Genomic DNA, 15,011 nt, shown 5'->3' on the forward strand with positions numbered 1-15,011 from the left:
TCCCGCTTTCCGATGACGCACGGAGGTTCTCCAGGTGAGCGACATCCTCGCCGACCGACTGGCCGGCATGCCGGCGTCCCGCCGGGCGCTGTTCGAAGCACTCACCCGGCGGGCGGCACCGGAGACCGGCACCGAACCGGACGGTCCGATCCCCCGACCGGACGGACGACCGGGGGTTCTGTCGTTCGCCCAGCGCCGGCTGTGGTTCGTCGACCAGCTGCGGCCCGGTAGCCCCGCGTACAACGTGCCGGTGGCCACCCGCATCCACGGCCCCCTGGACGCGGCCCGTCTCCGCGACGCCCTCCAGGCCCTGCTCGACCGGCACGAGGTGCTGCGCACCGTGTATCCCGCGCACGACGACTCGGGTGCCTCCGAGCCGGTGCCGCAGGTCCTGCACGGGTACCGCCTGCCGCTCCCGGTGACCGACGTCGACGGCGAGGCGGGACTGCGCCGGTTCTTCGACGCCGACGCGGGAGCGCCCTTCGACCTCGCCGGCGCGGTGCCCGTCCGGGCCTCACTCGCCCGGCTCGGGCCGGAGGAGCACGTGCTGCTGCTCAACCTCCACCACATCGTCACCGACGGCTGGTCGATGCGGCTGCTCTACACCGAGCTGGAACACCTGTACGCCTCGGGCGGCGCGACCGCCGGACTCCCGGCCCTCCCCATCCAGTACGGCGACTTCGCCGCCTGGCAGCGCCGGCGGGTCGACGGCGACCGGCTGACGCGGCTCAAGGACTTCTGGACGGGCGAGCTCGACGGCGTCGCGCCGACCGACCTGCCCACGGACCGGCCGCGCCCCGCCGTCTTCGACCACGCGGGCGAGTCGAGCTTCATCGAACTCCCCGCCGACCTCATCGCCAGGCTGCGGGAACGGGGCCGGGCCGAGGGCGCGACCCTCTACATGACCCTGCTCGCCGGGTTCGCGGCCGTCGTCGCCCGCTACACCGGGAGCGACGACGTCATCGTCGGCACCTCGGTGGCCGGGCGGGACCACCCCGCCGTCTCCGACCTCATCGGCTTCTTCGTCAACACGCTGCCGCTGCGCATCCGCACCGGCGGCGACCCCGAGTTCCGCGAGCTGGTCCGCAGGACCCGTACCACGACGCTCTCCGCCTACGCCCACCAGGAGCTGCCGTTCGACCTGATCGTCGACGCGCTGCGCATCCCCCGCGACCCGAGCCGTCCCCCGCTGACCTCGGTGATGTTCCTGCTCGACGACGCGCTGGACACCGCGCCGAAGCTGCCGGGACTGCGTACCGAGCCGGTCGACTTCGACGCCGGGACCGCCAAGTACGACCTCATGATCAGTGTGCACGACGCCGGGTCGAGCGTGCGCGCGATGGTGCAGTACCCGAGCGCGCTCTTCGACGCCGAGACGATCGAGGCCCTGCTCGGCCACTTCCTCACCCTGCTGGAGGCCGCGGCCGGCGACCCGGGCACCCGGCTCTCCCGGCTGCCCCTGCTCGGCGGGGGCGAGCGCGAGAGGATCCTGCACGACTGGAACGACACCGCCGCGGAGTTCCCCGGGCACCTGTGCCTGCACCGGCTCTTCGAGGAACGCGCCGACGCCGCCCCGGAGGCGACCGCCCTGCGCTGCGCGGGCACCGGCGAGACGGTCGCCTACCGGGACCTGGACGAGCGGGCCAACCGGCTCGCCCACCACCTGATCGCCCACGGCGTGCGGCCGGACCAGCCCGTGGCGCTCGCCCTGCGCCGCGGCGTCGACCTGGTGGTCGCCGTCCTCGCCGTCCTCAAGGCCGGCGGCGCCTACGTGCCCCTCGACCCCGGCTACCCGCCGGAACGGCTCGCGTTCATGGTCCGCGACGCCCAGGCCCCCATCGTGATCACCCGTACCGAGCTCCTCGGCGGAATCCCGGCCGACGCCCACACCGTCCGCGTGCTGCTCGACGCCGACCACGCCGAGATCGCCGCCCGCCCGCACGACCGTCCCGACTCGGGCGTCACCTCGCGCCACCTCGCCTACGTGATCTACACCTCGGGCTCCACCGGCCCGCCCAAGGGCATCGCCCTGGAGCACCGGGGAGTGGTCAACAACCTCCTCGACCTCAACGGATCCCACGGGATCGGGCCCGGCGACGCCGTACTCTCCCTCTCCTCGCCCAGTTTCGACATGAGCGTCTACGAGATCCTCGGCATGCTCGGCGCCGGGGGGACCCTGGTGCTGCCCGACCCGGTGAGCGCCAAGGACCCCGCCCACTGGGCCGAGCTGATCGTCCGCCACGGCGTGACCGTGTGGAACTCCGCGCCCTCCCTGCTCGGCCTCCTCCTGGACCAGCTGGAGCACGCGGGCGGGCCCGCCCTCCCCCTCAAGGTCGCCTTCCTCGGCGGGGACTGGATCCCGGTCGCCCAGCCCGGCCGCATCCGGGCGTTCGCCCCCGGCCTTGCGTTCACCGCGCTCGGCGGAGCCACCGAGGCCTCCATCCACTCCACCGTGTTCCACGTCGGCGACGTCGACCCGGAATGGCGCAGCATCCCCTACGGCAGGCCGATGGCCAACCAGCGGACCTACATCCTCGACGAGCGATCCCGGCCGGTGCCCGCCGGCGTCCCCGGCGAACTGCACCTGGGGGGCGTCGGCCTGGCCCGCGGCTACCTCAACCGGCCGGAACTGACACAGGAGAGGTTCGTCGTCGTCGAGACCGAGCCGGGCCGGCCCGAGCGGCTGTACCGCACCGGCGACATCGCCCGGCACCGGCGCGACGGGGTCCTCGAACTGCTCGGGCGGACCGACTTCCGGATCAAACTGAACGGGCTGCGGATCGAACCCGGCGAGGTGGAGAGCGGGCTCCGCGCCCTGCCGGGCGTCCGGGAGTCCGTCGTGACCACGCGGACCGACGGCGGCTCGGCCAAGCTCGTCGCCTACGTCGTGCCCGACGCCGGCGCCGAGCCCGACCCGGCGGTCCTGCGCGCCGCGCTCGGCGCGACCCTGCCCGCGCACGCCGTACCCTCCGCCGTGGTCGTCCTGGACCGGATGCCGCTCAGCCCGAACGGCAAGGTCGACCGCAAGGCCCTCCCCGCGCCCGGCGGGCGGGCGGCACCCGGCCGGCGGCCGGACTCCGGCGACGACCCCCTCGCCGCCTCCATCGCCGCGGTGTGGCGGGACGTGATCGGGACCGGCGCGATCGGCCTCGACGACGACTTCTTCGCCGCCGGAGGCGACTCCTTCGCCGCGGTCCGCGCGATCCGCGCCGTCGAAGGCGACCTGCGGGTGGTCGAGCTGTTCACCCACCCGACGCCCCGCCGGCTCGCCGCCAGGATCAGAGCCCTGCGGGAGGCCCCCGGAGAAGGGCCCGAGCACACCCTGCTGCACCGGCTGACCCCCGATCGGCCCGGCGGCCCGCCCGAGCTCACCCTCGTCTGCTTCCCGCACGGCGGCGGCGACGCCATCATCTACCGGCCGCTCGCCGCGGAGCTCCCCTCCCGCATCGCCCTGTGGGCCGTCTCACCGCCGGGCCACGATCCGGCCCGGCCCGGGCCGATGATCCCGGTGAGCGAGTTCGCCGAGCTCGCCGCGGACGAGATCATCCGGACGATCCGCGGCCCCTACGCGGTGTACGGGCACTGCGCCGGGGTCGTCGCCGCGCTGGAGACCACCCGGGTCCTGGAGGAGCGCGGGCAGCACCCGTGCGCGCTCCACCTCGCCGCCGCGATGCCCGAGGACGACCCCGAGTACTCCCTCGAACTCGAACGGGTTTCCACCGACGACGACCTCGTCGCCCACCTGAAAAGCATGGACGGGTTCGACGGCGTCCTGGACGAGCGGGACCTCGCCGCCGTGCTGCGGATGGTCCGCCACGACATGACGGAGGCCGCCCGATTCTTCGCCCGTACCCCCGACGGCTATCAGACCCGGCTGTCCACCCCGCTGACCTGCATCATCGGCGATGCCGACGACGCGACGGCCGGATACGCCGAAGGTCACCTGGCCTGGGGGAGGTACGCCCGGGAAGTGGGGCTCTCCGTGATCCCCGGCGGGAGGCACTACTTCGCCAAGCATCTGCCCGAACAGCTCGCCGAGCTGCTGACCGAGATTCACCGGCTGGACCGGTACGACGGAGGAGACCATGAGTGACCTCGCAGAACGGCTCAGCCGGCTCCCGCAGGGACAGCGGGCCAAGCTGCTGCGCCACATGCGCAACCGGATGGAGTCCGGGCCGGCGGGCCGCGCGGCGCTGGTCCGCCGCGACCACGGCTCCCGGGCCAGGGCCTCGTTCCAGCAGGAGCAGATGTGGTTCGTCGACCGGCTCGGCGCCGGACGCACCCGGAACAACATCGCCCTCACCGTACGGCTGCGCGGGCTCCTCGACACGATCGCGCTCCGCGAGTCGGTCAACGCCGTGGTCCGCCGGCACCAGGTGCTGCACAGCCGGCTCGTCGAGATCGACGGTGTGCCGTGGCAGGAGCCCATCCCCGGCTTCGTCGTCGGAATCACCACCACGGACCTGTCCGAGCACGAAACCTACGAGGAGATCCAGCGGGAGCTCACCGAGCTGACCACGGCCGACGCGGCGACCCCGTTCGACCTGGCCGCGGGCCCGCCGATCCGGGCGAGGCTGATCCGCCTCTCCGAGGACGAGCACCTGCTGCTGTGGGTCGTCCACCACATCGTGTGGGATCCGGGGTCGACCCGGGTCTTCGCCGAGGAGCTCACCGAGGGGTACGCCGCGGCCGTCGCCGGACGGCGGGCCACCCTGCCCGAGCTTCCGGTGGCCTACGCCGACTTCGCCGCCTGGCAGCGGGAACGGCTCGACGGCGAGCGCACGTCGGCCCTGGCCGATCAGTGGCGCAAGGCCCTCGCCGGCTCCCAGGCCACCGAGGTGCCGTCCGACCACCCGCGCAGCCCCGAGACCGGCGCCGAAGGACGCGGGCTCACCCTCACCGTCGAGCGGGAGACGCTCGCCAAACTCACCCGAGTCGCCGGGGCCCAGGACACGACGATCTTCGCGACGCTGCTCGCCGCCTTCAACGCCACGCTGCGCCACTGGACCCGCTCCGAGGACATCGTGGTCGGCACCGCGAGCGCCTCACGCCCCCACCCCGACCTGGAGCGCCTCATCGGCTGCTTCGTCAGCATGATCACGCTGCGGACGGAGGTCTCCGACGACCTCACCTTCCGCGAGCTGATCGGGCGCACCTCCCACACGATCATGGACGCCTTCGCCCACAGCGAGCTCCCCTTCGAGCAGGTCGTGGAGGCGGTACGGCCGCCGCGCGACCCGCTGCGGCACCCGCTCTTCCAGATCGAGTTCACCTCGCTCGGCCGCTGGGGCGCCCACCGCGCGCAGGCCGCCGGAGTCGAGTTCTCCATCGAGCAGATCCACGACGGCGCCGCCAAGTTCGACATGAGCATGCTCGCCGGCGAATCCGACGACCTGGAACTGTCCCTGGAGTACAACACCTCCCTGTACCGTTCCGGAACCGCCTCCGCCCTCCTCGACGCCTTCGGCCGGGTCATCCACCAGGTCGCCGCCGACCCCGACATCCGCGTCGGAGACCTCACCCTGGTGGACCCGGAGCGGTCCCTGCGGTCGGCGCGGGAACTCGCCCCCGGCGCCCCCGCCCTCGAGACGTCGCTGCGCACCACCCTCGGCGAGGCCTTCCGGGCCGTCGCGGCGGCGCGCCCCGACGCGGTCGCCGTCCGCTTCGGCGACACCGTGGTCGACTACGACACGCTCGACCGCTGGTCCGATCGGATCGCCCGGGAACTCCTCGACCGAGGGGTCGGCAGGCAGGAGCCCGTCGGCGTCCACCTGCGGCGCGGACCCGCCCCCGTGGCGGCCGTCCTCGGCGTCCTGAAAGCCGGCGCCTGCTACCTTCCGATCGACCTCGGCGCGCCGCCCGAGCGGATCCGGACCGTCGCGGGCGACGCCTCCGCCCGGCTCGTCCTCGTCGACGAGGGGTCCGGCTCCCCCGTCCCCTGCCTCCTGGAGCCGATCGCGGTCGGCGCGCCGCCCGCCGGGCCCGTCACCGCGCCGCCCCCGATCGCCGAACCCGGCGACCTCGCCTACCTGCTGTACACCTCCGGCAGCAGCGGGACCCCCAAGGGGGTGATGATCGAGCACCGCTCGGTGACCCACTTCACGCACGCCATCGCCGAGGCGTACGAGATCACCTCCGCCGACCGGGTCCTGCACTTCGCCCCGCTCACCTTCGACGTCTCGGTGTTCGAGATCTTCACCTCGCTCCTCGTCGGGGGCGAGCTGGTCGTCGCCGACGACGCGCAGCGCCGCGACCCCGCGCTGCTCACCGAGCTCATGCGCCGCACCCGGGTGAGCGCCGCCGAGCTGCCGCCCGCGCTGATGCCGCACCTCGACCCCGACGAGCTGCCCGACCTGCGGCTGGTCTCGGTGGGCGGCGAGGCCTTCCCCGGGCACCTGGTCGGCCGGTGGACCCGCGGCGGGCGCCGGTTCTGGAACGGCTACGGCCCCACCGAGGCCACCGTCGCCGTGACGCTCATGGACTGCGTCGGCGACCACGACCGCAACCCCCCGATCGGACGGCCCATGGCCGGGCATCAGGCGCACGTCCTGGACGACCGGCTCCGGCCGGTCCCCGCCGGCGCCCCCGGCGAGCTGTGCGTCGCCGGGCCCGGGGTGGCGCGCGGTTACCTCGGCCGGCCCGAGCTCACCGCCGACCGGTTCCCGGACAACCCCTACGCGGACGGCCCCCTCACCGAGCGGCTCTACCGCACCGGCGACCTCGTCCGATGGCTCCCCGACGGCAACCTGGACTTCCTCGGACGCGCCGACCGCCAGGTCAAACTCCGCGGATTCCGCATCGAGCCCGGCGAAGTCGAGGCCGTGCTCACCGGGCATCCCGACATCGCCCAGGCCGTCGTCACCGTCGTTCCCGGAGCCGGCGGCGAACGGATGCTCGCCGGATACGTCGTCCCCGCGCCCGGCCGGACGCCCGGCGCCGACGAGCTGCGCGCCCACGCGGCCGGGCGGCTCCCCGCCTACATGGTCCCCGTGATCGTCGTCCTCGACGCGCTGCCGCTCACCCCGCACGGCAAGGTGAACCTGGGCGCGCTGCCGCCCCCCGCCGACGAGACCACCGCCACCGGCACGGCGCCCCGCGACGCCGTCGAGGAGAAGATCGCCTCCGAGATCGTCGCGCCGCTGCTGGACCGGACGACCGTCGACGTGGAAGGCGACTTCTTCGCCCTCGGCGGGAGCTCGCTCCAGGCCACCACCGCGGTCGCGCGGGTACGCGGCCTGTTCGGCATCGACATCGCCCTCGCCGACTTCTTCATCCGGCCCACCGTCGCCGGGCTCGCCGACCTGGTGAAGGAGGCCCAGCGGGCCGCCGCCGCGGAACAGGACCGCCTGCTCGCCGTCTTCGACCAGGTCGAGTCGATGAGCGACGAGGACGCCGCACGCATGCTCCTCTCCCTCCAGTCCTCGGGAGACCGGCCGTGAACCCCTACTTCGGTGATCATTGCGCTCCGCGCACCCCACCAGGCACACACACCACAACGATCACCAGAAAGCCTGAGCCGCCCACAGCCGAACCCCGTGATCATTGCGGTTCGCGCACCCCACGGGGGACGCACAACACAACGATCACGCGAGCCAAGCGGGGTACGGGCTACGCCGCCCTCCGACCTGCCTTCAGCCGTACCGAACGCCACACCCGTGATCGTTGTGCTGTCCGCACCCCGCGAGGAACACACACCACAACGATCACCCCAATCACACCGCGAACGCCGTACCCAACCGCCCATGATCATTGCGCTGTACGCACCCATCCGGGTGCACACACCACAACGATCAACGGAACGGGGGTACGGCCGTGAGCGCCGGGATCGACGAGGCGGCGCTCGCGCTCCTGCCCGAGCACAAGCGGGAGCTGGCCAGGCTGCTGCTCGCGGCCCGGGCACCCGCACGGGACGCCGTACCGGCGCAGCCCGTGCCCCGGCGCGAGGACGCGCCCGTCCCCGCGACCCCGACGCAGGCCCGGCTGTGGCGGTACGCGCAGGCCGGGGACGCGGCGGCCGGCACCGGATCGCACGCCGTACGGCTGCGCGGCCCCCTCGACCCCGGCGCGCTCACCGGCGCGCTCACCGCGGTGATCGGCAGGCATGAGGCGCTGCGCACCGGCCTCGGCGAAGGACCGGACGGGCTCCGGCAGCACGTCGCCGCCGAACCGCACCTGCGCCTCCGTGTCCTCGACCTGAGCGGCACCCCGCACCAGGACCAGGCCGCGCAGGTCACCCGGCAGGTGCACGCGAGCGCCGGGCGGCCCCTCGACATCGCCTCCGGCGAAGGCACCCGGTTCACCCTCATCAAGCTGCGCGAGGACGAGCACGTGCTGATCCTCGCCGCGCACCTCGCGGTCTTCGACGGATGGTCCTCCGGGGTCTTCCTGCACGATCTCGCCGCGGCGTATCGCGGCGAGACCCGCGCGGCGCCCGCGCTGCAGCTCGGCGACTACGCCGTCTGGCAGCGGGGCTGGCTCGACGGGCCCCACGGGGCGGCCGAACTCGGCCACTGGCGGACCGCCCTCGCCGGGGTGCCCGCCGCCCCGGCCCACGACGGCTTCACCCGGGGCCACCTGCCCGTCGGACTCGACCCGGAGGTCACCGACGCCGGGATCGCGGTCGGCGCGTCACACGGGGCGACCCCCTTCATGACGCTGCTCGGCGCGCTCGCCCTGGTCCTCGCCCGGAGCCGGGGCAACCCCGACGTCGTCATCGGAACCCCCACCGCCGGCCGGGTCTTCCCCGGCATGGAGGACATGGTCGGACAGTTCACCACGGTCGTCCCGATCCGCGTCGACTGCTCCGGCAGGCCGACCTTCGCCGGTCTGCTCCGCCGGGTCAGGACCGCCGTCGCGGACGCGCTCGCCCACGGCCGACTCCCGGTGGACACCCTCGCCCGCGAACTCCGCGGCACCCCGTACTCGGTCCTGTTCGCCCTCCACAACTACCCCGTCGTCCCTCTGGACCTGCCCGGGATCGAGGTGGGCCAGGTGACCGGTCCCCCGGCCCGGCACCTGGAGCTGTACAGCCCCGACCCCCGGACCGCCGAGGCGTGCATCGGCCTGGTCGAACGGAAGGGCCGCATCGGCGGCACCGCCGAACACAACCGGAACGCCATGACGGCGGACCAGGTCCGCGCCCTCGTCGACGGCGTCGGCGAGATCCTGGCCCTGGCCGCCGCCGAACCCACCACCACCTATCCGTGCTGAGCAACACCGTGGGAGGAGTCATGCTCACGCCCGAGCTGCTCTACTGGGAGCTCACCGAGACACCGGTGCGCGCACTCCGCGACGAGATCCGCGAGATCCTCGACGCCGCCCCGATCGCGCAGGCCCGGCGGTGCCGTGACCCACGGCCCATCCACCGGGCCCTCGGCACGGCGGGACTGCTCGCGCCCCAATGGCCGGTGGAGTACGGCGGCCGCGGCGTCAGCCACGTCGCCGCCGCGGTCCTCGTCGAGGAACTCGCCATGCACGACGTGCCCGACCTGCTGCACACCCTCACCGTGCAGATCGTCGGCACGACCCTGCTCAACTGCGCCACCCCCGAGATGAAGTCGCGCCACCTCCCCGGATTCGCCGCCGGGGAGACCTACGGCTGCGTGCTCTTCAGCGAACCCCACGCCGGCTCCGACCTTTCGGTGCTCTCCACCCGTGCCGTCAGAGACGGCGACGGCTACCGGCTCTACGGGGTCAAGACCCACTCCATCTTCGCCCGCCTCGCCGACGTCGCCCTCTGCCTGGCCCGCGGGGACGACGACGCGCTCACCCTGTTCCTCGTCCCCCTCACCGGTGACGGGGTCGCCATCAAGCCCATCGAGGCTCTGGGCGACGACGACTTCCACGAGGTCACCCTGGACGGGGTGTACGTCGGCGCCGACGCGGTGGTCGGGGAACCCGGCCAGGGCTGGGCCATCGTCGTCCAGACCCTGCTCTACGAGCGGACCGGCCTCGACTACTACGTCAAGGCCCTGCGCTGGTACCGGGCCGCGGCCGGACGGCTGAACGGCGGCGGCAGCCCCCAGGACGCGGCCGGGCTGGCCCGGCTCAACACCCGCCTGGTCACCGCCGGAACGCTGGTCCGGCGCGTCCTCACCCGGCTGGACCGGGGCGAACTCGGCGAGGACGAGGCCGCGGCGGCCAAGTGGTACACGACCGAGCTCGCCGCCGACGTCGCCTGGTGGGCCGCCGAACGCCACGGCGACCGGGCGCTCCTGGCGGAGCAGGACGGCGTCGCCGACCCTCTCGACACGGCCGTCCGGGAAGCCCCCGGCCTGCGCATCTCCGGCGGAACCTCCGAGATGATGCTGGAAACCCTCGCCCGCCTGCGCCTGGACTCCGGTGTGGAGGTCCGGCCATGACCCGCGCCGCAGCCTCCTGTGATCGTTGTGGTATGCGCCCCGTCCGGGGCACACACAGCGCACGGATCACCATGCCCTTCGCCAGACACCACGGAGGTAGACCGTGACCACGCAGGACCCGGGCCACCGCGAATGGTGGACCGAATGGGAGGAGGAGGAGCCCCTCTTCCGTCAGCTGCGGCTGACCGTACGACAGGCGCTGCTCGCCGGCGGGGAGAACCCCGCCGACGCCTGGGCCGCGCTGACCGACGTCGGCGCCTGGGACTTCGGGACGCCCGTCGACCGCGGCGGCCTGGACCTCGGCCACGAGGTCGTCACCATGCTCAGCGAGGAGGTGGGCAGCTCGACCCAGCCCATCCCCCTCCTCGGCACGCTCGTCGCCCTCGACGTCCTCGGCGTGCTGGACACGCACCGGGACCTGTTCGACGCGGTCCGCGGCGGCGACGTCCCCGTCGCCATGCCCGGCCGGCTTCCCGGGCTCGCCGGCTGCCTCGCCACCGGGCTGACCTGGCGAGCCGACGGCGACTCCGCCGGCCGCCTGAGCGGCACCGCCGGGCCGTTCGCCGTCGGCGTCGAACCCGGCGCCCTGCTCACCCTGGCGCCCGCCGAGGACGGGCCGCTGGTGAGCCTGCTCACCCTGCCGAGCCCCGGCGTCGAGCTGCGTACCCTCACCGACCGGGGTGGCGGCCCCACCGCGATGGCCGTGCTCACCGACGCGCCGGTCTCCGCCGAGGCGATTCTGCTCCGCGGGCACGAGGCCGAGCAGGCGCTCCGGCGGGTCGGGCTGCGGGTGGCCGTGTACCAGGCGGCGATGCTGATCGGCCTCACCGCGGCCACCCTCACGGCGGCCGTCGAACGGATCCGCAGCCGCCGGTCCATGGGCAAGGCGCTCGTCCAGCACCAGGCACCCCGCCTGCGCGTCGCGGGACTACTCGCGCGTCTCGACGCCGTACGCTGGGCCGTCGCCGACGCCGCCCGGTCCCTGGACCGGCACACCCTCACCTCCACCGAGGCGGCGGGGCTGCTCGCGCTCACCGCCGAGACCGCCCTCGACGTCACCCGGGACGCCGTTCACCTGCACGGCGCGTCGGGTCTCGGCCGCCGCTCGGTGGTCGCCACCTGCTACCGCCGGGTCGCCTGGGAGGCCCTGCGCTGCGGTCGCCCGACCCTGCTGTGGGAGACGGCCGCCGGCACCCCCCAGCCCACCTGATCGTCCCAGCCCACTGATCGTCGAGAGGTACGGCTACGCCGCCCCACGCTCCCGTGATCGTTGCGCTGTCCGCACCCCTGAAGGGCCACACACCACAACGATCACCTGGGACGGGCTCACCGGGATGACCACAGTTGAAGATCGCCCCCGCGTGTCCGTCCGCAGAACGGCGCACGGGGGCCTGTCGTCGTGACCGCCGAGAGGTACGGCTACGCCGCCCCACGCTCCCGTGATCATTGCGCTGTCCGCACCCTTGAAGGGCCACACACCACAACGATCACGCGGGAGGCGAGGAAACCGAGGCCGGTCGCCGCCACCCTCTACCCCGTGATCATTGTCCTGTCCGCCCCCCAACGCAGCCACACACCACAACGATCACACGCGCGGAGGCCACGTCGCCTCCGCCCTCCCTTGCTCCCGTGATCATTGCGCTATCCGCGCCCAGGAGCGGCCACACACCACAACGATCACGCGGGAACAGGCTCGCTGGATATCCACAGATGAAGATCACCCCCGCGTGACCGTCCACAGAACGACGCTCGGGGGTCTTTTGTCATGAGGGCAGGGCGAAGACCGATCCGCATGAATCTCAAGGCTGCGGAGCAGGCGACGCTCGCCCTGGCGGCCAGCCAGAGTGGGATGATCACACGCGAGCAGGCTCTGCGGCAGGGGATGTCCCGCAAACAGCTCTGGCATCGCCTCCGGACGGGCAGGTGGCGGCGTCTCTGCTCCGACATGGGGAAAGCCGGTAAGCGTCGCGCGGTCTACTCGACCTTCACGGGGCCTTTGAACCGTTCGGCCCGGATGTGGGGCGCGGTGCTCCTATGTGGCCGCGGCGCGGTCCTCAGTCACGAGTCGGCCGGCGAGATCTGGTCGCTCTCCGAGCCCCGCCCGGACAACCGCACCGTGCACATCACCGTGCCCAGCGGACGCACCGTGCGCTCCCCCGAACCCTGGATCAAGATTCACCATTCGTCCTACCTCACATCGTCCACGCATCCGAGCAAGCGGCCACCGTGCACCCGTGTGGAGGAGACGGTGTTCGATCTGACCCAGAGCGCGACAGGACTGGATCAGGCCACCGCCCTGATAGCGGAGGCCGTACGTCGAGGAATCACCACCCACGCCCGGATCGTCGGCATGATCCGGAAGCGCCCGAAGATGAGATGGCGAGCCGAGATCCTCGAGACGTGCGGCGAAATCGCCGACGGCGCCCAGTCCATACTGGAGCTCCGCTATGTCCGCGATGTGGAGCGCCCGCATGGGCTGCCCAGGGCGCAGCGGCAGGTCCGGCGGAAGGCCGACGGTCGGGGCATCGTCGTCGACAACCTGGTCCGTGCCTATCGGACCAGAATCGAGCTCGACGGGCAGCGAGGTCACACCGGGGACGGCGTCCTGCGAGACATGTGGCGGGACAACCAGGCGGCCGTCGACGGCGAGTTCACCCTCCGCTTCGGCTGGAACGACGTCACCGGCCGGCCCTGCGAGATCGCCGCGGTGCAGGCCACGGTGCTCACCGCCAACGGCTGGACCGGACGGTTGAGACCGTGCCGACCGGGCTGCGGCGCGGAGCGCACCCTGCGGGCTCTCAGCTCAACAGGTGCGGCCGGTCCTGTCACAGCCCAGCGGGTACCCCCAGGGCCGGATGGACCCCACGGGCATGGTGTGCCGACCGACCGTACGGACCTGAATCGGATGGCTCCGGGACCAAGCGGCGTCGTGGCGCAACGCACGATGTCCCGCTCCGTCGCCCTGGATGGCGGAGCGGGACATCGGATGGGTGACGGGGTGCCGCCCGTCACCTCCCGTGGAGGCTGCGCAGGTACTCGTAGTTGGTGGGCAGGACGCGCATCAGCTCGCGCTGCTCCTCCTTGACCTTGGCGAACAGCGACTCGGCCGCCCGGATCGAGTCGTCCTTATAGGTGAGCGCGGGCAGCGGGTGGTCGGGGAGACAGCCGAGGCCGGCGAAGATGCAGTAGTAGCTCCCGTTTGTCCAGAAGTTACGGAACTCGGCTTCGAAATTGCCGTAGTAGTTACTCTCGTCCGTCACAGGCTGGTTGACCGCCAAGCCGGCCTTGTAGGTCTCCATCTTCTCCCGGATGGCCTCCGGCAGGTACAGCTCCTTGTTCGCCTTCCAGAACGGGGTGTCCTGGCGGGGGGAGAAGTAGAAGTGCGCCTGAATGAAGTCCCGCGTGTCGTCGAACATCAGCTCGATCTCCCGGTTGAACCTGTCGACCAGGACCGGGTCGAAGCGCTTGTCCGGGAAGTGCTTGGCGAGCTGGTAGATCGCCGCGTAGATGAAGTAGATCCCGCTCGACTCCAGTGGCTCCAGGAAGCACGAGGCGAGGCCGATGCTCACGACGTTGTTCACCCAGGCCCGGCGGTTGCGGCCGACCCGGAAACGAATGTGGTTGAGCCGGGTGTTCTCCGGGTCGAGGCCCCACAGCCCGCAGAAGTCCCGGGTCGCCTCGTCCTTGCTCGCAAACTGGCTGGAGTAGACGTAGCCCGTGCCAAACCGGCCCAGCATCGGGATCTTCCAGGTCCAGCCCGACGGCATGGCGATCGCCGAGGTGTAGGGCTCCACCCCGTTCGCCTCGTCGTCGTGCGGGACGGCGGTGGCCACGGCGCTGTCGTTCATCAGATGGTCGCTCATGTCGATGAACGGCTCGTCCATGGTCTTGTTGATGAGAAGACCGCGGAATCCGGAGCAGTCCACGAAAAGGTCGCCCTCAAGGGTCAGACCGCCCTTGGTCTTCAACGCGGTGACATGACCCCGCGAGTCGAGGACCGCCTCGGTCATCTCATCCTGAACGTGACGAACGTTCTGCTTCTCCGTCGCGAAGCGCCGAAGGAAATCGGCCACCAGGTGGGCGTCGAAGTGCCAGGCGTATCGGGTGGCGTGGGTGCCGTCCGCGAAACGGGGCGCGAGGTTGGCGTCCATCAGCGGTGGCTCACGGAAGCACGCGTAGTCGAACGGCTCGGTGGTCCGGCCGTTGTGCACGTTGTTGTACCAGTAGTGCGACAGCGGAATCTGGTCCTGGTCGGGCAGGATTCCGAACGGGTGGAAGAAATGGTCGTTTCCGCCGTCGTCGAGGGTGCGGGTGGTCGACACGGCCGGACCGGGGGTCCGCCAGTTGATGAACTTGACCGCCATCTTGAAGCTGGCGTTGCACTGGGTCATCCACTCGTCCTCGGGAATGCCGAGGTAGTCGAAGAACGCCTTCTGGAGATTGGGCACGGTCGCCTCGCCAACGCCGATCTTGGCGATGGTCGGCGCCTCCAAAACCGTGATCCGCACCGTGCCTTGCAGAGCCTTGCCGAGGTAACTGGCCGTCATCCAGCCCGCGGTACCACCGCCGAGGATGACCACGTGCTTAATGCGATTGTCCACTACGCACTCCGTTTCCATCAGAACCTTGCGCCGGTCGGGAGGCGCGGTG

7 protein-coding genes are annotated in these 15,011 nt (G+C 72.1%); 6 read left to right on the top strand and 1 reads right to left on the bottom strand.

All coding sequences use genetic code 11. The annotated features are described in order from the left end of the window. The first annotated feature begins 34 nt into the window (after positions 1–34). The 6 genes from RUR_RS27220 to RUR_RS27245 all read left to right on the top strand — a co-directional run bounded on the left by RUR_RS27220 (position 35) and on the right by RUR_RS27245 (position 13,446). Positions 35–4,093, top strand: a complete 4,059-nt coding sequence (locus RUR_RS27220) for a non-ribosomal peptide synthetase (protein ID WP_283138056.1) — start codon at positions 35–37, stop codon at positions 4,091–4,093. Then, positions 4,086–7,439, top strand: coding sequence for a non-ribosomal peptide synthetase (locus RUR_RS27225; RefSeq protein ID WP_283138057.1), 3,354 nt, complete (start codon positions 4,086–4,088; stop codon positions 7,437–7,439). The genes RUR_RS27220 and RUR_RS27225 overlap by 8 nt, the downstream gene beginning before the upstream one ends. A 373-nt stretch (positions 7,440–7,812) precedes the next feature. Continuing rightward, positions 7,813–9,210, top strand: a complete 1,398-nt coding sequence (locus RUR_RS27230; RefSeq protein ID WP_283138058.1) for a condensation domain-containing protein — start codon at positions 7,813–7,815, stop codon at positions 9,208–9,210. 20 nt (positions 9,211–9,230) lie between these two features. Then, on the top strand, positions 9,231–10,361 hold the full coding sequence (locus RUR_RS27235; protein ID WP_283138059.1) for an acyl-CoA dehydrogenase family protein: 1,131 nt from the start codon (positions 9,231–9,233) through the stop codon (positions 10,359–10,361). Positions 10,362–10,464: 103 nt separating this feature from the next. Further along, a complete protein-coding gene (locus tag RUR_RS27240) occupies positions 10,465–11,571 on the top strand; it encodes an acyl-CoA dehydrogenase family protein (RefSeq protein ID WP_283138060.1) in 1,107 nt (368 codons plus the stop codon). Between the two features lie 582 nt (positions 11,572–12,153). Next, on the top strand, positions 12,154–13,446 hold the full coding sequence (locus RUR_RS27245; RefSeq protein ID WP_283138061.1) for a type IV toxin-antitoxin system AbiEi family antitoxin domain-containing protein: 1,293 nt from the start codon (positions 12,154–12,156) through the stop codon (positions 13,444–13,446). On the opposite strand, the gene RUR_RS27250 is transcribed toward RUR_RS27245, so the two are convergent. Beyond that, on the bottom strand, positions 13,370–14,962 hold the full coding sequence (locus RUR_RS27250; protein ID WP_283138062.1) for a tryptophan halogenase family protein: 1,593 nt from the start codon (positions 14,960–14,962) through the stop codon (positions 13,370–13,372). The genes RUR_RS27245 and RUR_RS27250 overlap by 77 nt on opposite strands. Positions 14,963–15,011: the final 49 nt, after the last annotated feature.

Origin of the sequence: Rhizohabitans arisaemae (assembly GCF_025996515.1) — a bacterium.
Lineage (GTDB): Bacteria > Actinomycetota > Actinomycetes > Streptosporangiales > Streptosporangiaceae > Rhizohabitans > Rhizohabitans arisaemae.